21 protein-coding genes are annotated in these 24,511 nt (G+C 73.4%); 14 read left to right on the forward strand and 7 right to left on the reverse strand.

Annotated elements, in window-relative coordinates; translation table 11 throughout:
* Positions 1-88: 88 nt before the first annotated feature.
* The 6 genes from I601_RS11875 (at position 89) to I601_RS11900 (ending at position 8,192) form a co-directional block, all read left to right on the forward strand.
* Positions 89-3,631: an Rne/Rng family ribonuclease gene (locus I601_RS11875; protein ID WP_068109868.1), complete on the forward strand. Its 3,543-nt coding sequence runs from the start codon at positions 89-91 to the stop codon at positions 3,629-3,631.
* Positions 3,632-3,833: 202 nt separating this feature from the next.
* Complete coding sequence (gene rplU, locus I601_RS11880; protein WP_068109871.1) at positions 3,834-4,136, forward strand: 50S ribosomal protein L21; 303 nt, start codon at positions 3,834-3,836, stop codon at positions 4,134-4,136.
* 51 nt (positions 4,137-4,187) lie between these two features.
* Entirely contained in the window at positions 4,188-4,442 is a 255-nt protein-coding gene (rpmA, locus tag I601_RS11885; protein WP_068109874.1) for a 50S ribosomal protein L27, read from the forward strand.
* Between the two features lie 109 nt (positions 4,443-4,551).
* Complete coding sequence (gene obgE / locus I601_RS11890) at positions 4,552-6,105, forward strand: GTPase ObgE (protein WP_068109877.1); 1,554 nt, start codon at positions 4,552-4,554, stop codon at positions 6,103-6,105.
* A 4-nt stretch (positions 6,106-6,109) separates the two neighbouring features.
* Complete coding sequence (proB, locus tag I601_RS11895) at positions 6,110-7,225, forward strand: glutamate 5-kinase (protein ID WP_068109879.1); 1,116 nt, start codon at positions 6,110-6,112, stop codon at positions 7,223-7,225.
* Between the two features lies 1 nt (position 7,226).
* Positions 7,227-8,192, forward strand: a complete 966-nt coding sequence (locus I601_RS11900) for an endonuclease/exonuclease/phosphatase family protein (protein ID WP_068109882.1) — start codon at positions 7,227-7,229, stop codon at positions 8,190-8,192.
* A 31-nt stretch (positions 8,193-8,223) separates the two neighbouring features.
* On the opposite strand, the gene I601_RS11905 is transcribed toward I601_RS11900, so the two are convergent.
* Positions 8,224-8,406 carry a hypothetical protein gene (locus tag I601_RS11905; RefSeq protein ID WP_068109885.1) on the reverse strand — a complete coding sequence of 61 codons (183 nt, stop codon included), beginning with the start codon at positions 8,404-8,406 and terminating at the stop codon, positions 8,224-8,226.
* Between the two features lie 160 nt (positions 8,407-8,566).
* On the opposite strand from I601_RS11905, the gene I601_RS11910 reads away from it, so the two are divergent.
* The 4 genes from I601_RS11910 to I601_RS11925 all read left to right on the forward strand — a co-directional run bounded on the left by I601_RS11910 (position 8,567) and on the right by I601_RS11925 (position 12,436).
* Positions 8,567-9,028: an SRPBCC family protein gene (locus tag I601_RS11910; protein WP_068109888.1), complete on the forward strand. Its 462-nt coding sequence runs from the start codon at positions 8,567-8,569 to the stop codon at positions 9,026-9,028.
* Positions 9,029-9,102: 74 nt separating this feature from the next.
* Positions 9,103-10,287, forward strand: coding sequence for a cysteine desulfurase family protein (locus tag I601_RS11915; protein WP_068109891.1), 1,185 nt, complete (start codon positions 9,103-9,105; stop codon positions 10,285-10,287).
* Positions 10,287-11,399, forward strand: a complete 1,113-nt coding sequence (gene mnmA, locus I601_RS11920) for a tRNA 2-thiouridine(34) synthase MnmA (protein WP_068109894.1) — start codon at positions 10,287-10,289, stop codon at positions 11,397-11,399. Before I601_RS11915 ends, mnmA begins: the two co-directional genes overlap by 1 nt.
* A complete protein-coding gene (locus tag I601_RS11925) occupies positions 11,396-12,436 on the forward strand; it encodes a uroporphyrinogen decarboxylase/cobalamine-independent methonine synthase family protein (protein ID WP_068109897.1) in 1,041 nt (346 codons plus the stop codon). Before mnmA ends, I601_RS11925 begins: the two co-directional genes overlap by 4 nt.
* 1 nt (position 12,437) lies before the next feature.
* Here the strand turns inward: I601_RS11925 and I601_RS11930 are convergent, their stop codons facing one another.
* Positions 12,438-14,021 carry an MFS transporter gene (locus I601_RS11930; RefSeq protein WP_068109900.1) on the reverse strand — a complete coding sequence of 528 codons (1,584 nt, stop codon included), beginning with the start codon at positions 14,019-14,021 and terminating at the stop codon, positions 12,438-12,440.
* Entirely contained in the window at positions 14,018-14,644 is a 627-nt protein-coding gene (locus I601_RS11935; protein WP_068109903.1) for a TetR/AcrR family transcriptional regulator, read from the reverse strand. Before I601_RS11935 ends, I601_RS11930 begins: the two co-directional genes overlap by 4 nt.
* 156 nt (positions 14,645-14,800) lie before the next feature.
* On the opposite strand from I601_RS11935, the gene ligA reads away from it, so the two are divergent.
* The gene (ligA, locus tag I601_RS11940; protein ID WP_068109906.1) at positions 14,801-16,900 is read left to right on the forward strand and encodes an NAD-dependent DNA ligase LigA; all 2,100 of its coding nucleotides are present in this window, start codon (positions 14,801-14,803) and stop codon (positions 16,898-16,900) included.
* Here the strand turns inward: ligA and I601_RS11945 are convergent.
* The 4 genes from I601_RS11945 to I601_RS11960 all read right to left on the reverse strand — a co-directional run bounded on the left by I601_RS11945 (position 16,888) and on the right by I601_RS11960 (position 20,932).
* Positions 16,888-18,003 carry a PQQ-binding-like beta-propeller repeat protein gene (locus tag I601_RS11945; protein WP_068109908.1) on the reverse strand — a complete coding sequence of 372 codons (1,116 nt, stop codon included), beginning with the start codon at positions 18,001-18,003 and terminating at the stop codon, positions 16,888-16,890. The genes ligA and I601_RS11945 overlap by 13 nt on opposite strands.
* The gene (locus I601_RS11950) at positions 17,996-18,523 is read right to left on the reverse strand and encodes a SigE family RNA polymerase sigma factor (protein WP_068109912.1); all 528 of its coding nucleotides are present in this window, start codon (positions 18,521-18,523) and stop codon (positions 17,996-17,998) included. The genes I601_RS11945 and I601_RS11950 overlap by 8 nt, the downstream gene beginning before the upstream one ends.
* A gap of 67 nt (positions 18,524-18,590) precedes the next feature.
* Complete coding sequence (locus tag I601_RS11955) at positions 18,591-19,586, reverse strand: cobalamin B12-binding domain-containing protein (RefSeq protein ID WP_068109915.1); 996 nt, start codon at positions 19,584-19,586, stop codon at positions 18,591-18,593.
* A complete protein-coding gene (locus tag I601_RS11960; protein WP_237089624.1) occupies positions 19,583-20,932 on the reverse strand; it encodes a PP2C family protein-serine/threonine phosphatase in 1,350 nt (449 codons plus the stop codon). Before I601_RS11960 ends, I601_RS11955 begins: the two co-directional genes overlap by 4 nt.
* Positions 20,933-21,069: 137 nt before the next feature.
* Here I601_RS11960 and gatC point away from each other — a divergent pair, with 137 nt between their 5' ends.
* The 3 genes from gatC to gatB are packed head-to-tail and all read left to right on the forward strand — an operon-like array spanning position 21,070 to position 24,388.
* Complete coding sequence (gatC, locus tag I601_RS11965; RefSeq protein WP_068109923.1) at positions 21,070-21,369, forward strand: Asp-tRNA(Asn)/Glu-tRNA(Gln) amidotransferase subunit GatC; 300 nt, start codon at positions 21,070-21,072, stop codon at positions 21,367-21,369.
* Between the two features lie 32 nt (positions 21,370-21,401).
* Positions 21,402-22,892 (forward strand): Asp-tRNA(Asn)/Glu-tRNA(Gln) amidotransferase subunit GatA, encoded by a 1,491-nt coding sequence (gatA, locus tag I601_RS11970; RefSeq protein WP_068114796.1) that lies wholly within the window; start codon positions 21,402-21,404, stop codon positions 22,890-22,892.
* Positions 22,889-24,388: an Asp-tRNA(Asn)/Glu-tRNA(Gln) amidotransferase subunit GatB gene (gene gatB, locus I601_RS11975; RefSeq protein WP_068109926.1), complete on the forward strand. Its 1,500-nt coding sequence runs from the start codon at positions 22,889-22,891 to the stop codon at positions 24,386-24,388. Before gatA ends, gatB begins: the two co-directional genes overlap by 4 nt.
* The last annotated feature ends 123 nt before the right edge of the window (positions 24,389-24,511 follow it).

Genomic DNA, 24,511 nt, shown 5'->3' on the forward strand with positions numbered 1-24,511 from the left:
CCACCGAAGGCTTTGCGTCGCCCCGCACCGCGGGAGCCGGCGTCTGACCGTCCGGCACCCGCTGGCGTGCCGGGCAGAGGAGCACCACATGCCCGACGAGAACCAGGTCGGCCAGGAGCCGACCACCTCCGAGGTTCCCACCGCTGAGAGCGGTGCGGCCGCGCAGGAGACTGCGGCGCCAAAGGTCACCACCACGACCCGCACCCGCAAGAGCACCGCCAAGGCGCCGGCCAAGAAGTCGGCGACCAAGAAATCGACCGCCAAGGCCGCCACCCCGACCGACGAGCCGGGCGAGGCCCAGCTCGACCTCGGCGAGGTCGAGGCCGCGCCGGCGAAGAAGGCCGCTGCCAAGAAGGCCCCGGCCAAGAAGGCCGCTGCCAAGAAGGCGCCGGCCAAGAAGGCTGCCGCCAAGCCCGCCGAGGACCAGGGTGTCGACGCGGCCGCCGCCGAGGCGCCGACCAGCACGCGCACCACCACCACGACCCGGGCGGCGCGCAAGAGCCCCGCGAAGAAGACGGCCGCCGCCGCGGAGGAGACCCCGGTGCCCGCGACCGTGGCCCCCGAGGCCCGGACCGAGCCCACCACCGAGCCCACCACCGAGCCCGTGGTCGAGGCCGGCGCCGGTGTGGCGCCGCTGTTCCAGGCGCCCGCCGTGACGACCACGACCCGCAAGCGCACCGCCAAGAAGGTCGCGCCCGCCAAGGTCGCCGAGCCCGTCGTGCCCGCCGAGGACGAGGACGAGGCCGACGAGGCGGCGCCCGCGGTCCAGGAGAGCAGCACGCCCGCGCGCACCACCACGACGACCACGACGCGGCGCACCCGAGGGACGGCGGCGGCCAAGGCCGCTGCGGCCACGCAGTCCGGTGAGCAGGCCGACGAGCAGGCCGCGGAGAAGGCCCCGGAGAAGGCCGCGGAGAAGCCGGCCGCGAAGACCCGCAACGACGACCGGAACCGCGACAGCAGCGTCGACCAGGACGACGACAGCGACGACGACGACGAGAACGACGACGACGAGACCGGTGGGCAGGGCTCGGGCACGGGCCGGCGCCGGCGCCGGCGCGGCGGTCGACGCCGCCGCAAGTCCGGCGATGGCGGCGATGGCGGCCAGCAGGACTCCGACGACTCCTCGGGCTCCACCGACACTGCGGACGCCTCCGAGAGCGGCACCCCCAACGGCGGCGGCAACAGCGGCGGCAACGGCGGCGGCAACGGTGGCGGGGGTCGCCAGGGTGGCGGCCGCGACGGCAACCGGGGCGGTTCGTCGGCGGCCAAGGAGAAGGCCGAGAACGACAACGGCCCCGGCAACGGACCCGGCGACGACGAGCAGGACGGCGACGAGAACGGTGGCAGCACCAGCTCGCGGCGCCGTCGGCGTCGTCGCCGCTCGGGTGAGGACGGCGGCGACGGCGGGGACGACCCGAGCAACACCGTCACCCGGGTGCGCAGCTCGCGCACCGGCGAGGACCAGATCACCGCACTGTCCGGCTCCACCCGGCTCGAGGCGAAGAAGCAGCGTCGTCGCGAGGGCCGCGAGGCCGGTCGTCGGCGCGCGCCGATCGCCAGCGAGGCCGAGTTCCTGGCCCGTCGCGAGGCGGTCGACCGCGTCATGGTCATCCGCCAGCGCGAGGACCTGACCCAGATCGGCGTCCTCGAGGACAAGGTGCTCGTCGAGCACTACGTGGCTCGCGAGTCGCAGACCTCGCTCATCGGCAACGTCTACCTGGGCCGTGTGCAGAACGTGCTGCCCTCCATGGAGGCGGCCTTCATCGACATCGGCAAGGGTCGCAACGCGGTCCTGTACGCCGGCGAGGTCAACTGGGCCGCGCTGGGCCACAAGGAGGGCCAGCCCCGCAAGATGGAGTCGGTCCTCTCCTCCGGCCAGTCGGTGCTGGTGCAGGTCACCAAGGACCCGATGGGCCACAAGGGCGCCCGGCTCACCAGCCAGGTCAGCCTGGCCGGCCGGTTCCTCGTCTACGTGCCCGACGGCACCAGCAGCGGCATCTCGCGCAAGCTGCCCGACACCGAGCGGGCGCGACTCAAGGCACTGCTCAAGGAGATCGTCCCGGACTCCGCCGGCGTGATCGTGCGCACGGCCGCCGAGGGCGCCAGCGAGGAGGAGCTGACCCGCGACGTCGAGCGGCTCAAGGCCCGCTGGGACGACATCGAGAAGAAGGCCAAGGGCAACGGGCCGCAGCTGCTCTACGGTGAGCCCGACCTGACCCTCAAGGTCGTCCGGGACCTCTTCACCGAGGACTTCGCCAAGCTCGTCATCGACGGCGACGAGGCCTGGGAGACCGTGAGCGACTACGTCAGCCACGTCGCCCCGGACCTCCAGGAGCGCCTCGAGCGCTTCGAGCCGGCCACCGAGGGCAAGCAGGCCGGCAAGGACGCCTTCGCCGCGCACCGCATCGACGAGCAGATCGCCAAGGGCCTGGACCGCAAGGTCTTCCTGCCCTCGGGCGGCTCGCTGGTCATCGACCGCACCGAGGCGATGACGGTCGTCGACGTCAACACCGGGAAGTTCACCGGCTCGGGCGGCAACCTCGAGGAGACCGTCACCAAGAACAACCTGGAGGCGGCCGAGGAGGTCGTGCGCCAGCTGCGGCTGCGCGACATCGGCGGGATCATCGTCGTCGACTTCATCGACATGGTGCTCGAGTCGAACCGCGACCTGGTGCTGCGCCGCATGGTCGAGTGCCTCGGCCGGGACCGGACCCGTCACCAGGTCGCGGAGGTGACCTCGCTCGGCCTGATCCAGATGACGCGCAAGCGCATCGGCACCGGACTGCTCGAGGCGTTCAGCGAGCCCTGCGAGCACTGCTCCGGTCGCGGCATCCTCACCCTCGACCACCCGGTCGAGCCCAAGCACGACGACGACGGTCGCCGCGGCGGCGGCGGTGGTGGGAACAGCAGCGGCGGCGGCAACAGCGGCAGCAGCAGCCGACGCTCCCGTGGGGGCAAGGGCGGCGGCAACGACAGCGACGCCGGCAACGACGGCGGTCGCGGCGGCAGGGGTGGCGGCAAGGGCGGGTCGTCCGACGACACCTCCGCCACGAAGGCGCCCTCGCCGAAGGACGTCGCGGCCATGGCACGCCACGAGAACGCCGAGCAGGACGCCGCCTCCGCGCCGGCCGAGCAGCAGAAGGCGGCCGAGCAGGACCAGCCGACCGGGCAGGACCAGCCGGCCGAGCCGGAGCAGCCGCAGAAGTCCACGCGGACCCGCTCGCGCCGTGCGCCCCAGAACGAGAAGGCCCAGAACGAGAAGGCCCAGACCGAGAAGGTTCAGGCCGACGAGGTCCAGCCGGTCGCCGAGCCGGAGACGGTTCCGGTGCCGGACGAGGCGCACAAAGGAGCCGACTCGCAGCCCACGGGGTCGTCGGGGTCGGCTGAGCCGGCTCAGCAGCCTGCTGCGCCGGCCGAGCAGGACAGTGGGCAGGACGCAGCAGGAGCCCCCGGCACCCGGGTCGTGACCCGGACCCGTCGTCGGGCCGCCACGCGACCCGCAGGGCAGCCCACGACGGCCGGTGAGCCGGTCGTCATGACGGCGCCCGACGTCGTACCGGCTCCGGAGGCGGCTGCAGCGCCCGCGACGACGGCTCCCAAGGTCGTCACCCGCACGCGCAAGCGCTGACGCACATGCACGATCGGGCGGGGTCCGGGCTGGCGTTTTGCGCCTGTCCGGCCCCGTCCGTAGTATTGCCCCTCGGTGCGTTCACGCGTGCTGTCTCTGTGTGGCACCCCCACTGAAGAGGCACCTCCCCGGAGGTGGCCCGACCGTGGGCGGGCAGCCCCAGACCCAAGACACATCCAGATGTTCGACGAAGGAGACCGCGGTGTACGCGATCGTGCGCGCAGGCGCCACTCAGCAGAAGGTTGCCGTGGGCGACGTCATCCAGATCGACAAGGTCACGACGGGCGTCGGCGAGACTCTGACCCTTCCCGTCCTGATGGCAGTCGACGGTGAGAAGGTCACGGCCAGCGGCCTGGACAAGGCGGCCGTGACCGTCGAGGTCCTCGGCGCTCTCAAGGGCCCCAAGATCATCATCCAGAAGTACAAGAACAAGACCGGTTACAAGAAGCGCCAGGGTCACCGCCAGCGGTACACCCAGGTCAAGGTCACCGACATCTCGCTCTGAGCCTCTGGCTCCAGGCCTCCTCCGAACGCATCCAGGACTAAGGAACTCGACATGGCACACAAGAAGGGCGCGGCGTCCACCAAGAACGGCCGCGACTCCAACTCCCAGCGCCTCGGCGTCAAGCGCTTCGGCGGCCAGCTCGTCAACGCCGGCGAGATCATCGTGCGCCAGCGTGGCACCCACTTCCACCCGGGTTCGAACGTCGGTCGCGGCAACGACGACACGCTGTTCGCGCTCGCGGCCGGTGCGGTCGAGTTCGGCACCCGTCGCGGTCGTCGGGTCGTCAACATCGTCCCGGGCGAGTGACCTGACACCACGTGTGCGCCGGTCCTGACCGGCAGCTGTTCAGGAGGGCGCCCCGACCCGGGGCGCCCTTCGGCATTTCTGTAGTAGAACGACCCCGAGGAGCACCACCATGGCCGTCCCCACCTTCGTGGACCGAGTGTCGCTGCACGTCAGCGCCGGACGCGGCGGCAACGGCGTCGCCGGGGTGCACCGCGAGAAGTTCAAGCCGCTGGGCGGCCCCGACGGCGGCAACGGTGGTCTCGGCGGGTCGGTGATCCTGCGCGTCGACAGCGACGTCACCACGCTGCTGGACTACCACCACAGCCCCAAGCGCCGTGCCGAGTCCGGCGGGCACGGCGCCGGCTCGCACCGCAACGGCGGGCACGGCAGCGACCTCGTGCTGCCCGTCCCCGAGGGCACCGTCGTCAGCGACCCGCAGGGCAACGTGATCGCCGACATGGTCGGGCCCGGCACCGAGCTGGTGATCGCCCAGGGCGGTCGCGGCGGCCTCGGCAACGCGGCGCTGGCCTCGGCCAAGCGCAAGGCGCCCGGCTTCGCCCTGCTCGGCGAGCCCGGCGACGAGCTCGAGATCGTGCTCGAGCTCAAGGTGGTCGCCGACATCGGCCTGGTCGGCTTCCCCAGCGCCGGCAAGTCCAGCCTGATCGCCGCGATCTCGCGGGCCCGGCCCAAGATCGCCGACTACCCCTTCACCACACTGGTGCCCAACCTCGGCGTGGTCACCGCCGGCGACCTGACGTTCACCGTCGCCGACGTGCCCGGCCTCATCGAGGGGGCCAGCGAGGGACGCGGCCTGGGCCACGACTTCCTGCGCCACATCGAGCGCTGCGCCGCCCTGGTCCACGTCATCGACACCGCCTCGATCGAGCCGGGCCGCAACCCCGTCGACGACCTGGACGTCATCGAGAACGAGCTGGCGCGCTACGGCGGGCTCGAGGACCGACCCCGCCTGGTGGCCCTGAACAAGATCGACGTGCCCGACGGGCGCGACCTCTCCGACATCACCATCGAGGACCTGCGGGCCCGCGGGCTCAAGGTGTTCCCGATCTCAGCGGCCTCGGGGGAGGGCCTCAAGGAGCTCGGCTTCGCCATGGGCGAGATCGTGGCCGCGGCCCGCGCGGAGCGCACCGTCGTCGAGCCCCAGCGCATCGTGATCCGCCCGCCCAGCGCCGACGGCGGCGACGACTTCACCATCACCCGGACCGAGGACGGCTGGCGGGTGCGCGGCACCAAGCCGGAGCGCTGGGTGCGCCAGACCGACTTCAGCAACGAGGAGGCCGTGGGCTTCCTCGCCGACCGCTTCAGCCGGCTGGGCATCGAGGAGCAGCTGGTCGCGCTCGGCGCCCAGGCGGGCGACCCCGTGCTCATCGGCCACCCCGACAACGCGGTGGTCTTCGACTTCGAGCCCGGCATCGAGACCGGTGCCGAGATGCTCGGTCGCCGTGGCGAGGACCAGCGCTTCGACGACTCCCGCCCGGCGGCCCGCCGTCGTCGCGACATCGACGAGGCCATGCCCGACCGCGCCGAGGCCGAGACCCGCGCCGACGTGGCGCGTCGTCTCGACACCCCCAAGCGCGGCGGCGCGAGCGGCCCGACGTCGTACGAGATCGGCAGCAGGAACGACCCGGACTGGGCCGAGTCCGACCCCGGCCGCGACCAGGACTAGAGACGTGAGCCTGCGCCCGGAGGTCACCGGGGCCCGACGGGTCGTGGTCAAGGTGGGCTCGTCGTCGCTGACGACCGCGGCCGGCGGGATCGATCCCGACCGGGTCCGCGCGCTCGTCGACGTGCTGGCTGCGGCCCGCGAGCGCGGGATCGAGGTCGTGCTGGTGTCCTCGGGCGCCATCGCCGCCGGACTGGCTCCGCTCGGGCTGCGCCGACGACCCTCCGGGCTCGCCGCCCAGCAGGCCGCGGCCTCGGTGGGCCAGGGCCTGCTCGTGCACCGCTACACCGAGGAGCTGCGCCGCCACGGGCTGATCGCCGGGCAGGTGCTGCTCACCGTCGACGACGTCACCCGCCGCGCGCACTACCGCAACGCCTCGCAGACCTTCACCCAGCTGCTCGAGCTGGGGGTGCTGCCGATCGTCAACGAGAACGACACCGTGGCGACCTCCGAGATCCGGTTCGGGGACAACGACCGGCTCGCAGCGCTCGTGGCGCACCTGGTGCACGCCGACCTGCTGGTGCTGCTCTCCGACGTCGACGGTCTCTACGACGCCGACCCGCGCACCCCCGGGAGCCGGCTGCTCGGTGACGTGCAGGGCCTCGACGACCTCGACGGCGTGCGGATCGGGCGCACGGGTGCGGCGGGGCTGGGCACCGGCGGGATGGAGACCAAGGTGCAGGCGGCGCGGATCGCGACCGGTGCGGGCATCCCGGTCGTGCTGACCTCCGCGGACCGGGCCGCGGACGCGGTGGGCGGTGAGCGCGTCGGCACCCTCTTCCACGCCACCGGCAAGCGTCGCGCCAAGCGGCTGCTGTGGTTGGCGCACGCCACCGAGCCGATGGGCACGGTGCACCTCGACGAGGGCGCGGTGCGCGCGGTGGTCGACCGCCGCGCGTCGCTGCTGGCCGCCGGGGTGGTCGGGGCCACGGGTTCCTTCCACGCGGGCGACCCCGTGGACCTGACCGGTCCCGACGGCACGTCGGTGGCGCGCGGGCTGGTGAACTTCGACGCCGAGGAGATCCCCCGCCTGGTCGGGCGCTCGAGCCACGACCTCAAGCACGAGCTCGGCGCCGCCTACGAGCGCGAGGTCGTGCACCGCGACGACCTGGTCCTGCTCTGAGATGAGCGCGCGACGGGTCCTCTGGTGGGTGCTCCTGGCCGTGACCCTGGTCCCGGCCCTGCTGCTGAGCGTCCTGCGGGTCGCCGAGCTCGAGCAGGGACAGGCGGTGCGACTGGTCTCCTTCGCGCCGTACGCGCTGCCGGGCTACGCAGCCGCCCTGCTGCTGCTCCTCGCCGTCGTACGCCGCCGGCGGGCGGCGCGGGTCGGGGTGCTGCTCGCCCTGGCGGGTCTGGTCGTGCACGCATGGTGGCTGGCGCCGCTGGTCACCGGCCCCACGACGGAGGCCGACGGTGAACCGCTGACGGTGATGAGCAGCAACCTGCTCCGGGGACGCGGCGACGCCGCCGCCGTGGTGGCCGCCGCCGTGGCGGACGACGTCGACGTGCTGGTGCTGCAGGAGGTGACCGCGGCCGTGCTCGCCGACCTCGACCGGGCCGGGCTGGACGAGCTGATGCCGCACCGCATCGGCCACCCGGACGCCGGCGAGCCGCCGTTCGCCGACACGGTCGGCACGATGGTCTTCGCCCGCACACCGCTGGAGCAGCCCGTGCGGCTGGGCACCGAGCTGCAGTCGTGGCGGGTCGAGGTCGAGGGACTCACGCTGCTGGCGCTGCACTCCAACGCGCCCACCGATCCCGCCGGGTGGATCAGCGACCACGCGGTGCTGCGCGAGGCCGCCCGCGATCCGGAGGTCGACCTGCTGGTCGGCGACTTCAACGCCACGCTCGACCACGCACCGCTGCAGCGCCTGGTCTCCGACGGCTATCGCGACGCCGTCGAGCAGTCCAACGCCGGATGGCAGCCCACCTGGCCGGACAACGGCCTCTTCAAGGGCCTGCCGCTACCGCCCCTGGTGGCGATCGACCACGTCCTGACCCAGCCGGGACTGGCGGCCACCGGGGTCTGGACCGTGCCGATCGAGGGCACCGACCACCGCGCCATCCTGGTCGAGCTGCGACGACGCTGAGCCACGAACGGCCCCGACGGGTGCCGCCGCCTCAGCGCTTCCTGCGGTCCCGCCAGGCGAACAGGGCACGGAACAACCGCACCGCGAACGACGGGTCACCGCCGTGCGCCACCGACGACGTGCCGAGGAAGTCCCGCTGGACCGACTGTCGGGCGCCTGCGCGCCCCTCGTAGCTCTCGTTGGACTGGCCGGGGCGGCGCGGCTCGGGACTCATCCGCCCAGGGTAAACCCCCCTGTCCACGACTCGTCCCGAGAAGAACCAGCCGGCGCTGCGCGAGGCCGTCGGTGCCACCGAGCCGGCCGACCACCCGTGGCGCCGGCTCCTCACCCCCTCAGGTGTGGGTGGACCAGACCACGAGGTGGACGGTGGAGGGATGAGCGATCAGAGCATCACCGTCAGCCGCACCATCCAGGCACCCACCCAGGACGTCTTCTCGGTCCTGACCAACCCCGAGCGGCACCCCGAGCTCGACGGCTCCGGGTTCGTGGTCAGCGACGAGAAGACCGACCGGATCACCGCGACCGGGCAGGTGTTCCGGATGAACATGACCGGGGACCACATGGGCGGTGACTACCAGACCGACAACACCGTCACCGGCTACGACCCCAACCACCTGGTCGCCTGGCAGACCGCGCCCGCGGGCACGCCGCCGCCGGGGTGGGAGTGGACCTGGGAGCTGAAGTCGCTGGGCTCGGACTCCTGCGACGTCTCGCTGACCTACGACTGGAGCAAGGTCACCGACAAGGAGCTGCTGTCGAAGATCACCTTCCCGCTGGTCGAGCGCTCCGCCCTCGAAGGGTCGCTGGACAACCTCGCGTCGGCCGTGTCGGGCTGAACCCGCAGCGGGTGCGGCGCGGGCCGGGGACGGGTGCGTCCGGGCGCTGGCCTGCGCCGTAGGCTGGCACCCACATGAGCACGCCCGTCTACCTCGACCACGCCGCCACGACACCCATGGTGCCGGCGGTCCTCGACGTCATGACCCGCCACCTGGCCGCCGCGGCCAACCCGAGCTCGCTGCACGCCTCCGGTCGTCGCGCCCGCCGCATCGTCGAGGAGTCGCGCGAGACCATCGCCGACGCCCTCGGCTGCCGCCCTGGCGAGGTCGTCCTCACCTCGGGCGGCACCGAGGCCGACAACCTGGCGGTCAAGGGCATCTACTGGGCGCGCCGCGCCGCGGACCCGCGCCGGGTGCGCGTCCTGACGACCGCCGTCGAGCACCATGCCGTGCTCGACCCCCTCGACTGGCTCGCCGAGCAGGGCGACGCCGAGGTCGAGCACCTGCCGGTCGACGCCGAGGGGCGCCTCGACGTCGACGCGCTGCGCGCGAGCATCGAGCGCGACCCCACGAGCGTCGCCCTGGTGTCGGTGATGTGGGCCAACAACGAGGTCGGCACCCGCCAGCCCGTCGCCGACGTGGTCGCGGTCACCTCGCCGCACGGCATCCCGGTGCACACCGACGCCGTCCAGGCCCTGGGCGTGCTGCCCGTCGACTTCGCCGCCTCCGGCGTCGACGCGATGACGGTGACCGGGCACAAGGTCGGCGGCCCGCACGGCGCCGGAGCCCTCGTCGTACGACGCGAGGTCGCGGTGGTCCCGCTCGTGCACGGCGGCGGGCAGGAGCGCGACATCCGCAGCGGGACCCTCGACACCCCCGCGATCGCCGGCTTCGCCGCCGCGGTCGAGCTGGCGGTGGCGGCGCAGGCCGCGCACGCGACCCGGATGGCCGGGCTGCGCGAGCGCCTGGTCGCCGGCGTGCTCGCGGCGGTGCCCGACGCCGTCCTCAACGGCCCCGGTCCCGAGACCTGGGAGGCCGAGCGGCTGCCCGGCAACGTCCACCTGTCCTTCCCCGGCTGTGAGGGCGACTCGCTGCTGATGCTGCTCGACACCCGCGGCATCGAGTGCTCCACCGGCTCGGCCTGCTCGGCGGGAGTGCCCCAGGCCTCCCACGTGCTGCTGGCGATGGGCCGCGGTGAGCGGGCGGCGCGCAGCTCGCTGCGCTTCTCGCTGGGCCACACCTCCAGCGAGGCCGACGTCGACGCGCTGGTCGCGGCCATCGGGCCCTGCGTCGAGCGGGCGCGGGGGGTCCGGCTCTGATGCGCGTCCTCGCTGCCATGTCCGGTGGGGTCGACTCGGCCGTCGCCGCGGCCCGCGCCGTCGAGGCCGGTCACGACGTCACCGGCATCCACCTCGCCCTGTCCCGGAACCCGGCGTCGTACCGCTCGGGGGCCCGCGGCTGCTGCACGATCGAGGACAGCAACGACGCCCGGCGCGCTGCGGACGTCATCGGCATCCCGTTCTACGTGTGGGACATGTCGGAGCGCTTCCACGAGGACGTCGTCGAGGACTTCATGGACGAGTACGCCGCCGGACGCACCCCGAACCCGTGCCTGCGCTGCAACGAGAAGATCAAGTTCGCCGCGGTGCTCGACAAGGCGCTCGCGCTCGGCTTCGACGCGGTCGCGACCGGGCACTACGCCCGGCTGCGCACCGGTGCGGACGGTCTCGTCGAGATGCACCGGGCCCTCGACCACGGCAAGGACCAGTCCTACGTGCTCGGGGTCCTCGACCAGCGCCAGCTGCGGCACTCGCTGTTCCCGCTCGGCGGGTCCACCAAGACCGACGTGCGCGCCGAGGCCGCGCAGCGGGGGCTGCTCGTCGCCGACAAGCCCGACAGCCACGACATCTGCTTCGTCGCCGACGGCGACAACGCCGGCTGGTTGCGCGAGAAGCTGGGCGAGCGGGCGCCGAACCACGAGGGGGCCGTCGTCGACGACGCCACCGGCGAGGAGCTCGGGCGCCACGAGGGCACGTACGCCTTCACCATCGGCCAGCGCAAGGGACTGCGGATCGGGCGCCCTGCTGCCGACGGCAAGCCCCGCTTCGTCCTCGACATCGAGCCCGTCACCGGCACCGTGCGGGTCGGCCCACGCGAGCGGCTGGCGGTGCACCGGCTCAGCGGCGTCCGGCCGCGCTGGTGCGGCACCCCGCCCGAGGTGCTCGACGGTCCCGAGGTCAGCGTGCAGCTGCGCGCGCACGGCTCCGAGCTCCCGGCCCGGGTCCGGGTCGCCGGCGCCGAGCGCGACGGCGTCGAGGTCGAGCTGCTCGAGCCGGCGTACGGCATCGCGCCGGGGCAGGCGGTCGTGGTCTACGACGGCACCCGCGTGGTCGGCTCGGCCACGATCAGCGCCACCCGAGGAGATCGATGAGCGTGCTCGCGACCGGCATCGGCTCGATGCCCGGAGACGACACCAGCGGCGAGGGCTACCGCGAGGCGGTGCGCACGGTGCTGGGTGAGCTCGCCGAGCACGCGTACGTGCCCGAGATGCCCGGCCGCGGCCCCGCTGCCACCATGACCGGCCGCGCGCTGGCGGTGGTGGAGGGGCTCGACGCCGACCTCCAGCCCTCCGGCTGGCGGCTCACCGGCGGCTCCGGGAGCCCCGGGATCGACCACCGCCGCACCCGCAGCCTGCTCGCCCAGGACCTCGACGCCCTCGAGGAGCTGGGTCAGGGGTACGCAGGGGTCGTCAAGCTGCAGGTCACCGGCCCGTGGACGCTGGCCGCCACCGTGGAGAAGCCGCGCGGAGCACTCGTCCTCGGTGACCACGGGGCCCGCCGCGACCTCGCCGAGGCACTGGCCGAGGGTGTGCGCGCCCACGTCCGCGACGTACGGCGCCGGATGCCGGCGGCCGCCTCCCTCGTGGTCCAGCTCGACGAGCCCGCCCTGCCCTCGGTGCTCGCCGGCGCGGTGCCGACGGCCTCGGGCTTCAGCCGGCACCGCACCGTGCACCCGCCGGAGGCCTCGGCGCTGCTCGAGCAGGTCGTCGCCGCGATCGTGGCGGAGGACGCCGAGGCGTGGGTGCACTCCTGCGCCGCGGGTACGCCGCTGTCGTTGCTGCGCGGCGCGGGCGTGCGCGGCCTGCTCGTCGACGTCGATCGGCTCACCGCCGCCGACCACGACGTGCTGGCCGAGGCTCTCGAAGCGGGCGAGACGGTGGTGCTGGGCGTCGTCCCCGCCACCGACCCGCACGGCCCCGGCGGCCCCGACAGCCCCGACAGCGCCGTGGCCGACACCCGGCTGACCGAGCGGGTCGCGCGCTGGCTCGACATGCTCGGCCTGGACCCCACCATCGGCGGCCTGGGCGTCTCGCCCGCCTGCGGGCTCGCCGGCGCCTCGCCGGCCTGGTCCCGCCGCGCCCTGCAGCTGAGCCGGACCGTGGCCGACAACCTGGCGAACCTGGGCTAGCTCACCCGGCGTGGACCGGGGGGCCGTCGGTCGCTAGCTCCTCGTGCTTGACGTCGAGGAACAGCCAGATCACCAGCGAGCCGACCAGGGCCATGCCGGCGCCGACCAGGAACGCCGTGGTCGAGCCGGCGGTGAAGACCTGGTGGGTCAGCGTGAGCTCGTCGACCGGGACCCGGGCCTGCTGGGCAGCAGCCGCGATCTCGGTCGACCGGTCCGTGATGACCCGCGTGGCCACCGTGCTCAGGGTCGCCAGGCCCAGCGCGCCACCGACCTGCTGCATGGTGTTGAGCACGCCCGAACCGATGCCGGAGTCCTCCGTGCGCAGGTGGTGCACCGCGGTCAGCGTGACCGGCACGAAGGTGGCGCCCATGCCCAGGCTCATCAGCACGATGAACGGCAGGATGTCGGTGGCGTAGCTGGCGGTGACGTCGGTGAGCGGCACCGTGGTGTCGGAGGGGATGCGCGAGAAGCCGAAGAGCGCGACGGCGGCCATCAGGGTGCCGGTGCCGGCCAGGTACCGGGGATCGATGCGGTTGACCAGCTGGGAGGAGATCGCTGCGGCCACGATGATCCCGCCCGAGAACGGCAGGAACGCGAAGCCGGCGTGCAGGGGCGTGTAGCCCATCACGTTCTGGATGTACTGCGAGAGGTAGAAGAACATCGCGAACATCGCCGCGGGCAGCAGCATCATCGCCACGAAGCTCGCGGCGCGGGTGCGGTGCAGGAAGACCCGGAAGGGCAGCAGCGGACGCTCGGTGCGCGACTCGATGACCCCGAAGAGGACCAGGACCGCGATGCCGCCCAGCAGCGTCACGAGCGTCCAGGTGTCGCCCCACCCGTCGGTGGCGGCGCGCGAGAGGCCGTAGACCAGGCCGAGCAGGCCGGTCGTGCCGGTGACGGCGCCGGGCACGTCGAGCTGGCCGGTGTGGCGCTCGGACTCGGCGAGGATGCGCGGCGCGAGGGCCGCGGCCGCGAGGCCGATCGGGGTGTTGATCAGCAGTGTCAGGCGCCACCCGTCGACGGTGACGCCGAGGACGTCGAGGCTCAGTCCGGTCAGCCAGCCGCCCAGGATCAGCCCGACGGCGGCGCCGGCACCCGACATGGCGGCGTACACGGCGAAGGCGCGGTTGCGCTGCGGTCCGGCGGGGAACGTCGTCGTGATCAACGCCAGTGCGGCGGGCGAGGCGAGCGCTGCACCGAGGCCCTGGAGCCCGCGGGCGGACAGCAGCAGCGCCGGGCTGGTCGCGAGGCCACCGAGCAGCGAGGCGACGCCGAAGATCGTCAGGCCGATGGCGAAGACCCGGCGACGTCCGTAGAGGTCACCCAGCCGCCCACCCAGCAGCAGCAGGCCGCCGAAGGCGAGGGCGTAGCCGGTGACCACCCAGGGCAGGTTGCCCTGGCTGAAGCCGAGGTCGGCCTGGATGTAGGGCAGGGCGATGTTCACGATGGTGCCGTCGAGCACCACCATCAGCTGGGCCACGGAGATCAGCACGAGGGCCCAGCCCAGGTGCGCGACCGGCGTCGAGGCGCTCGGTTCCGTGGCGGGGCCGCCGGGCGGGGTCGCCGGTTCGACGATGTCGGTCATGGGTGTTCCTTCTGTTCCGGTGCACGGTGAGCGGGACGCGGTGGCGTCGCCGCGGGCAGGATGATCTGGTCGATGAGGCGGGAGACGGTGTCCGGGTCGGGTGCGTGACCCAGCACCACCGCCCGGTGCAGCACGATGGCGGCGAGAGCCGGCTCGACGAGCTCGAGGTCGAGGTCGTCGCGGACCTCGCCCCGGGCACGTGCACGAGCCCACACCAGGTGCGAGGCCTCGAGCCTGGGGCCCAGGACGTCGCGGCGGAAGGCGGCGGCGAACTCGGGGTCGTGCCCGACCGCGGTGACGATGCTGGACAGGGTCGCGGTCGCGGTCGGGCCGCCGAGGCCGCCCGACCCGCAGTAGAGCGCGTGCAGGTCGCCGCGCAGCGAGCCGGTGTCGGGCACCTCGAGGGGACCCTTGGCCTGGCGCAGGGCGTCGACGACGAGGCTGGCCTTGCTGGTCCAGCGCCGGTAGAGCGTGGCCTTCGAGGCCCGGGCGCGGGTGGCCACCGCGTCCATCGTGAGCCGGTCGTAGCCGTCCTCCAGGAGGACCTCGAGAGCGGCCTCGAGGACCTCGCGCTCCCGGTCGCCCCGGACGCGGGGACGCACGGTGCCGTCCGTGGTCGTCATGGCTGCCCCTGTCGGCTCGATGGAACGGAACGGTTTCGTTCCGAAGGAGCCCAACCAGGAGGCCTGCCGGGGTATTCCCCGCTCGGGGGATCGGCTCGCCCGGCGTCGGGCGGGGTCCCCGAGAGGGTGTCCCCGGCAACGGGCAGGATGTCTGCCATGAGCGACCCCACCCCGGCCGGAGACGCGGCCCGCGAGGAGCACCGCAGGTTGGCGGAGGAGGTGGAGGACGCGCGCTGGCGCTACTACGTGCTGGACAGCCCCACCGTGGACGACGCCGACTTCGACGCCCGGGTGCGCCGGCTGGAGGAGCTGGAGGAGGCCCACCCCGAGCTGCGCACCCCGGACTCGCCGACGCAGAAGGTCGGGGGAGCGGTCTCGACGCAGTTCACGGCCGTCGACCACCTGGAGCGGATGGAGAGCCTCGACAACGCCTTCTCCTTCGAGGAGCTGCAGGCCTGGCACGAGCGGCTGCGCCGCGATGGCGTGGACGACCCGGCGCTGCTGTGCGAGCTGAAGGTCGACGGGCTCGCGATCAACCTGCTCTACGAGGACGGGCGCCTGGTGCGGGCCCTGACCCGCGGCGACGGTCGCACCGGCGAGGACGTCACGCCCAACGTCAAGACGATCGACACGATCCCGCACCGGCTCACCGGCACCGAGCAGTTCCCGGTGCCCGAGCTCGTCGAGGTGCGCGGCGAGGTCTTCCTGCCGGTGGCCGCGTTCGAGCGTCTCAACGAGGCGATGACCGAGGCCGGCAAGCCGGTCTTCGCCAACCCCCGCAACGCCGCCGCCGGCTCGCTGCGCCAAAAGGACCCCCGGGTCACCGCGACCCGCGCGCTGGGCATGGTCTGCCACGGCATCGGGGCCCGGCGCGGCTTCGAGCCCCGCTCCCAGTCCCAGGCGTACGACGCCCTGGGAGCCTGGGGCCTGCCCACCAGCACCCGGGCCACGGTGCTGGCCACGCTGGGCGAGGTCGAGGCGCTGGTCGCCCACCACGGCGAGCACCGCCACGACGTGGAGCACGAGATCGACGGCGTCGTGGTCAAGGTCGACGACGTCAGCCTCCAGCGTCGTCTCGGCTCCACGAGCCGGGCGCCCCGCTGGGCGATCGCGTTCAAGTACCCGCCCGAGGAGGTCAACACCGAGCTGCTCGACATCCGGGTCAACGTGGGCCGCACCGGCCGCGTCACGCCGTACGGCGTCATGGTGCCGACCCGGGTGGCCGGCTCGACGGTCGAGAACGCCACCCTGCACAACGCCCACGAGGTGCGCCGCAAGGACGTGCGCCCCGGCGACACGGTGATCCTGCGCAAGGCGGGGGACGTGATCCCGGAGATCCTGGGGCCGGTGCTGGCGCTGCGCCCCGAGGGCCTGGAGCCGTGGGTGATGCCCACCCACTGCCCCGCCTGCGGCACAGAGCTGGCCGAGCAGAAGGAGGGCGACAAGGACCTGCGCTGCCCGAACCACGAGCAGTGCCCCGCCCAGGTGCGGGAGCGGGTCTTCCACGTCGCGGGTCGCGGTGCCTTCGACATCGAGGGACTCGGCTACGAGGCCGCCTCGGCGCTGCTCGACGCCGGCGTGATCACCAACGAGGGCGACGTCTTCGACCTCACCGTCGACGACCTGCTGCGCACCGAGCTGTTCACCCGCGCCGCCAAGAGGACCGAGGCCGACACCGCGACCGACGGCCGGGTGCTCTCAGCCAACGGGCAGCGGCTGCTCGACCACCTGCAGCAGGCCAAGCAGGTGCCGCTGTGGCGGGTGCTCGTGGCGTTGTCGATCCGCCACGTCGGCCCGACCGCGGCGCGCGCCCTGGCCCAGGAGTTCGGCTCGATGGCGCGGATCCGCGAGGCCGCCGAGGAGCAGCTGGCGGCGGCGGAGGGGGTCGGCCCCACGATCGCCGAGGCCGTCATCGAGTGGTTCGGCGTCGAGTGGCACCGCAGGATCGTCGAGCGGTGGGACGCGGCCGGGGTCACCATGCAGGACGAGCGCGACGAGTCGGTGCCGCGCACCCTGGAGGGGCTCACGATCGTGGTCACCGGCTCCCTGGTCGACTTCAGTCGCGACTCCGCCAAGGAGGCGATCCTGGCCCGCGGCGGCAAGGCGGCGGGATCGGTGTCGAAGAAGACCGACTACGTCGTGGTCGGCGACAACGCCGGCTCCAAGGCCGAGAAGGCCGAGCAGCTCGGCGTGCCGGTCCTCGACGAGGACGGCTTCAAGGCGCTGCTGGAGCAGGGGCCCGCTCAGGACTCGTAGGACAGCCCTGCCAGCTTCAGCGGCCCCTGCACCGACCCGGCCACGTCCTGCTCGTCGCACGTGCCCGACACGGGTGCGCAGGTGGTGGTGGTCCCCGCCTCGGTGTCGACGGAGAAGAGGTGTCCGCCGGCGGTCCAACCGAAGTCCCACGGGGCCTCGGTGATGGTCGTGGTCCGGCCGCTGTCGAGGTCGACGACGAGGAAGCCCTCGTCCTCCTGCTCGTCCTGGAAGACGACCTTGGCGAGCTCGCCGTCGGGGGAGAGGTCGATGTAGGGGTAGCGCTCGGTGCTCACGGAGTAGAGCACCGCGCCGGTGGCCAGGTCCACGACCCGTGCCTGGTCGTCGACGGTCTCGACGACGCGCCCGCCCACGGCGGGGCCGTCGCCGGAGTAGGGCACGACCTCGCCCTGGCGCCAGTCCACCGCGGTCGTGGCTCCGTCGTCGAAGCTGACGTAGACCAGGTCCCCGTCGAGCGCGACCGGCGGGGCCTCCCACCCGCCGGACAGGCTGCCCTCGACGTCGACCCGGGCCCGCTCCTGCCCCGTGGTCACGTCGAGCACCACGACCTGCCAGCTCCGCGGCCCGCCGGCGGCCTCGGCGAAGGCCAGCAGCGGCTGCGTCGGATCGGTGGCGGGGATCCGGTCGCCGAGGTCGAGGTCGAGGGTCGACTGCGTCGCGTCGGGACGCACCAGCGTGTAGTGGGACGGGCCGTCGTCGTCGGTGTGGCTCACCAGGCCGGTGCGCACCAACGGACCGGCCGAGGTGTAGTAGAGCACCTTGACCTTCTCCGCCACCTCGGCAGTGGAGCCGTCGCCGAGGTGGATCGTCGAACCGGTCGCGAACACGCCGTGGTCGAGGTACGCCGCGGTGGCGGGGTCCACGCCCCGCTGCCGGCCGGCCGGGTCGTCGCCGCCCAGGGCGGCGAGGCCCAGCGCGACGCCCGCGACCGCGACCAGGGCGAAGAGGCCCGATCCGGCCACGGTCGCGCCCTGGCGGCGACGCCGGGCGCGACGCCCCGCCACGAGGATCGAGGCCGCCGGTGCCGTGGGCACGTCGAGGTCGGCCGCCTCGCGCTGCAGCAGGGTGGCGAGAGGGTCAGTCATGGGTTCCTCCGGTGGTCGTGGTGGTGGTCGTGAGGAGGTCCTCGCCCAGGAGCGCGCGCAGGCGCTCCAGGGCGTGCGAGGTCTGGCTCTTGACGGTGCCCTCGTTGATGTCGAGAGCAGCAGCGGTCTGGGCCACGCTCATGTCCTCGTAGTAGCGCAGCACCACCACCGCCCGCTGGCGCGGGGCGAGCCGGGTGAGGGCGTCGAGCAGGGTCGGGCGCAGTGCCTCGTCGGTGTGCGTCCCCGCCTCGGGCAGCACCTCGGTGGGCCGCTCGTTGCGCCAGGACCTCTTGCGGAACCACGAGGCCGCGGTGTTGACCAGGACGGTGCGCGCGTAGCCGGGCGCCGCGTCGACGGAACGCACCTTCGACCAGGTCGCGTAGGTCTTGGTCAGGGCTGTCTGCACCAGGTCCTCGGCCTCGGCGGCGTCGCCGAGGAGGAGGTAGGCGGTGCGGTAGAGCGCTGGCCAGCTGGCGTGCACCATCTCGCTGAACTGCGCGTCGGTCGGGGGGCGTGTCATGGGATCTCCCGGAAGCTCACACCCGAAGAGATGCGGCGAGCCCCGATTCGGTTGCGCCGCGGTGCGATCAGGCTTCGAGCATGGACAGCGCGACGGGGAAGTCTCGCAGCTGGTGGGCCAACGCATCCCACACCTGGTCGACGCTGGCGGGGTCGCCGCCGCGACCGGTCAGGACGTCGCGCAACCAGGCTCGGGTCTCGGAGAGCACCGAGACGTCGTCGCACAGCAGCGCTCCGACGAGGGAGTCCACGACGTGGGGGGTGTGCGTGGCCAGCACGACCCGCCAGTCGTCGGGGGACAGCGCCAGGCTGCCGAGGTCGAGGGCGGCCAGCACGTCGCGCGCGATGGCGTCGGCCCGCGCCTGCACGGTCCGCGCCTCGGTCGCGCCCCGGTGGCCCAGGGGAGGGGCGGCGTCGACGTGGCGCGGCAGCGTCGGCAGCAGCGCCAGCGCCTCGGCGGGGGAGGCGGCGTACGCCGTCGCGCCGAGCCGGCGCGCCCGGACCCCGCCGCTGTCGAAGGCCCGCCCACCGACCACCACGGGGGTGCCGGTGCCCCGCACCGCCTCCACCTGGCGCCGCAGCCGGGACAGGGAGGACGAGAGCGACGCGCTGAGCAGCACCGCGCGAGGCCCGCGGTCGAGGATGGCGGAGACCAGGTCGTCGCGGGAGGTGGCGGCGCCGGAGTACTCGGCGCCCAGCCCTCGCGCCCTCAGCACGGTGGTGAGCACCAGGGCGGGCATCGCGTGCCACTCCCGCTCCACGCAGGCCACGAGCAGCAGCGGTCCGGCCCCGGCGGGCAACCCGTCGGCGACCCGGTGCACGACCGCCTCCGAGACCGCGGTCGCGGCGTGCTCGCGCGCCACGCTCCACCGGTGGGAGGCCCACAGCTCACCGACCCGGCGCTGGGCGTCGACGACGACGTGCTCGAGGAGGTCCTCGACGCTGGTGCCGCGGTCGAGCACCCGTTGCGCCACGGCGTGCGCGGCGGCGGTGTCGGCGTCGGACACCGCGCGCCAGTAGTCCTCGCGGTCGGCGGGCTCGACCTCGGCCCGGACCGGGGTCACGCAGGCTCCGCGCCGTCGTTGTGCAGCACGAGCAGGGCGATGTCGTCGTGGGCGCGCTCCCCGAGGTGGTCCGAGACGGCGAGGGCCACGGCCTCGACGACGGCGGCGGCGGACATGCCCGCCACAGCGGCGAGGACGGACTCGAGCCGGTCCTGGCCGAAGAAGTCGGTGACCCCGCGCGCCTCGGTGACCCCGTCGGTGTAGAGGACCAGGCTGTCGCCGCGGTGCAGCGTGGTGGTCGCAGCGGGGAAGTCCGCGTCGGCGATGAGCCCGAGGGCCACGCCCTCACCAGCGATGGCCTCGACCCCGCCGGTGGCACGCAGCACGAGGGAGTCGGGGTGCCCGGCGCCGGCCAGCACCACGTCGAGGTCGTCGCCGTGGCGCTGCAGGCGGCCGCACACCGCGGTGGCCAGCCGCTCGCTGAAGACCTCGTCCTGGTCGGCCTCGGTCACCAGCACCCGGTTGGTGAGCGCCAGGATGCTGCCGGGGTCCTGGTGCACCAGCGACGCGGTGCGCACGGCGTTGCGGATGCGCTTGGCGTGCACGGCGGCCTCCACACCCTTGCCGGTGACGTCGCCGCACAGCACCAGGAGGTCGTCGGGCTCCCCGGGGACGCGCAGGACGTCGAGGAAGTCGCCGCCCACGGCCTGTGCCTCGTGGGCGACGCGGACGTGGCTGTGGATCTGCAGGCCGGGGACCTCGGGCAGGCGGGCCGGCTTCAGGGAGCGGCGCAGCACGTCGGCGACGTAGCGGCTCTCGGCCACGAGCAGGGTCGCGTCGAGCCCGACGGCGACGCGGTCGGTCAGGTCCCCGAGGAAGGCGTGGGAGCCGGAGAAGTCACCGCCGCGGTCGCGGCCGACGACCAGCGCTCCCAGGGTGCGCCCGCGGGCCGTGAGCGGCAGCACCGCCAGCAGCTCGACCTCGCTGGCGGCCACCTGCGCGACGAGGTCCTCGTCGACCAGGAGGGACCGCAGGGCCGCGAGCCGGGTCGGGCCGGAGCGCGGCAGCACGACCTCCGTCGAGAGACCGGTGTCCAACGTGGCCCCCAGGTCCTCGGGCAGCGGGTCGGCCAACGGGCGTCGCGCAGAGACCGGCTCGGCACGGTGGGTCCCGCTGCACACGAGGTGGTGCGGTCCGGAGCGGACCACCACCTGGGCCACGTCGACGACCTCGTCGAGCAGCAGGTCGACGAGGGCCGCGAGCCCGCGGTCCGGGTTCTGCACCGCGGAGACGGTGCGGGAGAGCCGCAGCAGGAACTCGGCGCGGCTGACGGCCTGGGCGAGGCGGGCGCGGGGCTCGGCGGAGCGGGAGTCGGCCAGCAGACGGGCAGGGCGCTCACGCGTCATCGCCGTCACGGGGCCTCCTGGGGGTGTCGGCACCGGCTGGTACCGGGGCCATCGTAAGGAAGAAGCCCGCACGGTGGTGCTTTCCCAGCAGAGCCACCCGGTCGGGTGACCGGCAGCCTGCCTCCTAGGATGGCCCCATGCCCGAGATCTCCCGAGACGAGGTCGCCCACCTCGCGACCCTGGCCCGGATCGACCTGTCCGACCACGAGCTCGACCACCTGGCACCCCAGCTGTCGGTCATTCTCGAGTCGGTCGCATCGATCCGCGACGTGGCCGGCACTGACGTGCCGCCGACGTCGCACCCGCTGCCGCTGACGAACGTGTTCCGCGAGGACGTCGTCAGGCCCGGCCTGAGCGCCGAGGAGGCGCTCGCCGCCGCCCCGGCCTCCGAGCAGCAGCGCTTCATGGTGCCGCGGATCCTGGGGGACGAGCAGTGAGCATCGACCTGACCCGGGCCAGCGCCGACGAGATGGCCCGCGCCCTGGCCGCCGGGGAGACGACCTCGGTCGAGCTCACCCGCGCCGCCCTGGCCGCGACCGAGCTCGTCGACGGCGCCGTGCACGCCTACCTCCACGTCGACGCCGAGGGCGCGCTGGCCGCGGCCGCCGAGTCCGACGCCCGCCGTGCCGCCGGCACCCCCGCCTCCGCGCTCGACGGGGTCCCGATCGCGGTCAAGGACGTGCTGACCACCACCGGGCTGCCGACCACCTGCGGCTCGAAGATCCTCGAGGGCTGGATCCCGCCGTACGACGCCACGGTCGTGGCGCGCCTGAAGGCGGCCGGTCTGCCGATCCTGGGCAAGACCAACATGGACGAGTTCGCGATGGGCTCCTCCACCGAGCACTCCGCCTACGGCCCCACGCACAACCCGTGGGACCTCGAGCGGATCCCCGGCGGCTCCGGCGGCGGCTCCGCGGCCGCGGTCGCCTCGTTCCAGGCGCCGCTGGCGCTCGGCACCGACACCGGCGGCTCGATCCGCCAGCCCGGCGCCGTCACCGGCACCGTGGGCGTGAAGCCGACGTACGGCGGCGTCTCCCGCTACGGGCTGGTCGCGATGGCCAACTCGCTGGATCAGGTCGGTCCGGTCACCCGCACCGTGCTCGACGCCGCGCTGCTGCACGAGATCATCGGCGGGCACGACCCGCTCGACTCCACCTCCGTCGACCAGCCGCTGCCGCCGCTGGTCGAGGCCGCCCGCCAGGGCGCGACGGGGGACCTGTCCGGCCTCAAGGTCGGCGTCATCACCGAGCTGTCCGGTGAGGGCTACCAGTCCGGGGTGCTCGCCCGCTTCAACGAGTCGGTCGACCTGCTGGTCGCCGCCGGCGCCGAGGTCGTCGAGGTGTCGTGCCCGAACTTCGTGCACGCGCTGGCCACCTACTACCTGGTGATGCCGTGCGAGGCGTCCTCCAACCTCGCCAAGTTCGACGCGATGCGCTACGGCCTGCGGGTGCTGCCCGAGGGCGTGGAGTCGCCGTCGGCCGAGGAGGTCATGCGCGCGACCCGCGACGCCGGGTTCGGCGACGAGGTCAAGCGCCGCATCATCCTGGGCACCTACGCACTCTCCAGCGGCTACTACGACGCCTACTACGGCACCGCCCAGCGGGTGCGCACCCTGATCTCGCAGGACTTCGCCGCTGCCTTCGAGCAGGTCGACGTGCTGGTCAGCCCGACCTCGCCCACCACGGCCTTCAAGCTCGGCGAGAAGCTCGACGACCCGTTGGCGATGTACCTCAACGACCTCGCGACCATCCCCGCCAACCTGGCGGGCGTCCCGGGCATCTCGGTGCCCAGCGGCCTCGCCGAGGAGGACGGTCTCCCGACCGGCTTCCAGGTGCTGGCCCCGGCGCTGGCCGATGACCGGCTCTACCGCGTCGGTGCGGCCCTCGAGGCCGCGCTGGAAGCGATCTGGGGCGGTCCGCTGCTCGACAAGGCCCCCACCCTGGAAGGAGCAGCCCGATGAGTGCCGCCGAGAAGCTCGTGCCGCTCGACGACGTGCTCGCCGCGTTCGACCCCGCCCTGGGGCTCGAGGTGCACGTCGAGCTGAACACCGCCACGAAGATGTTCTGCGGCTGCCCGACCGAGTTCGGTGCGGAGCCGAACACGCAGGTCTGCCCGACCTGCCTGGGCCTGCCCGGAGCGATGCCGGCGGTGAACCGGGTCGCCGTCGAGTCGGCGATGCGCATCGGACTGGCGCTGCACTGCGAGATCGCCGAGTGGTGCCGCTTCGCGCGCAAGAACTACTTCTACCCCGACATGCCGAAGAACTTCCAGACCAGCCAGTACGACGAGCCGATCGCGTTCGAGGGCTGGATGGACGTCGAGGTCGACGGGGAGACCTTCCGCGTCGAGATCGAGCGCGCCCACATGGAGGAGGACACCGGCAAGTCGCTGCACGTGGGCGGCTCGACGGGTCGCATCCACGGCGCGGACTACTCGCTGGTCGACTACAACCGCGCCGGCATCCCCCTGATCGAGATCGTCACCAAGCCGATCACCGGCATGGGGGAGAAGGCGCCGGCCGTGGCCCGCGCCTACGTCCAGCAGCTGCGCGAGCTCATCGTGGCCCTCGGCGTCTCCGAGGCCCGGATGGACCAGGGCAACCTGCGCGCCGACGTGAACCTCTCGCTCGCCCCGAAGGGCAGCGAGGTGCTCGGCACCCGCACCGAGACCAAGAACGTCAACTCGTTCCGCTCCGTGGAGCGCGCGGTGCGCTACGAGATGCAGCGCCACGCGGGCATCCTGCAGGCCGGCGGGTCGATCCTGCAGGAGACCCGGCACTGGCACGAGGACACCGGGGTCACCACCAGCGGCCGCGAGAAGTCCGACGCCGACGACTACCGCTACTTCCCGGAGCCCGACCTGGTCCCCGTGGCTCCCTCGCGCGAGTGGGTCGAGGAGCTGCGCGCCACCCTGCCCGAGAACCCGACCCAGAAGCGGGCCCGGCTGCAGACCGCGTGGGGCTTCACCGACCTCGAGATGCGCGACACCGTCGGAGCCGGTGCGTTCGGCCTCGTGGAGGAGACCGTCGCGGCCGGGTGCACGCCGCAGGCCGCCCGCAAGTGGTGGCTGGGGGAGATGGCGCGCCGCGCCAACGACTCCGGCGCCGACATCACCGATCTCGGCGTCTCCCCGCTCGACGTGGCCCGCGTGCAGGCCCTGGTCGACGAGGGCTCGCTCAACGACAAGCTGGCGCGGCAGGTCTTCGACGGCCTGCTGGCGGGGGAGGGCAGCCCCGACGAGGTGGTGGCCGCCCGCGGGCTCGCGATCGTCTCCGACGAGGGTGCGCTGGGCGCGGCGGTCGACAACGCGATCGCCGCCAACCCCGACGTCGCCCAGAAGATCCGCGACGGCAAGGTCGCCGCGGCGGGCGCCCTCATCGGCGCGGTGATGAAGGAGATGCGCGGCCAGGCCGATGCCGGCCGCGTGCGCGAGCTCATCGTCGAGAAGCTGGCCTGAGGCACCCGTGCCGCCGCCGGTCACCGGCGGCGGTACGCTCCGCACACCAACTCCATACGCACGCCCACGCAGGGGGAAGCCGGTCGAAGCCCGGCGCTGACCCGCAACCGTAGACCGCCTTCG

The organism is Nocardioides dokdonensis FR1436, assembly GCF_001653335.1.
In the GTDB taxonomy this organism is placed as follows: domain Bacteria; phylum Actinomycetota; class Actinomycetes; order Propionibacteriales; family Nocardioidaceae; genus Nocardioides; species Nocardioides dokdonensis.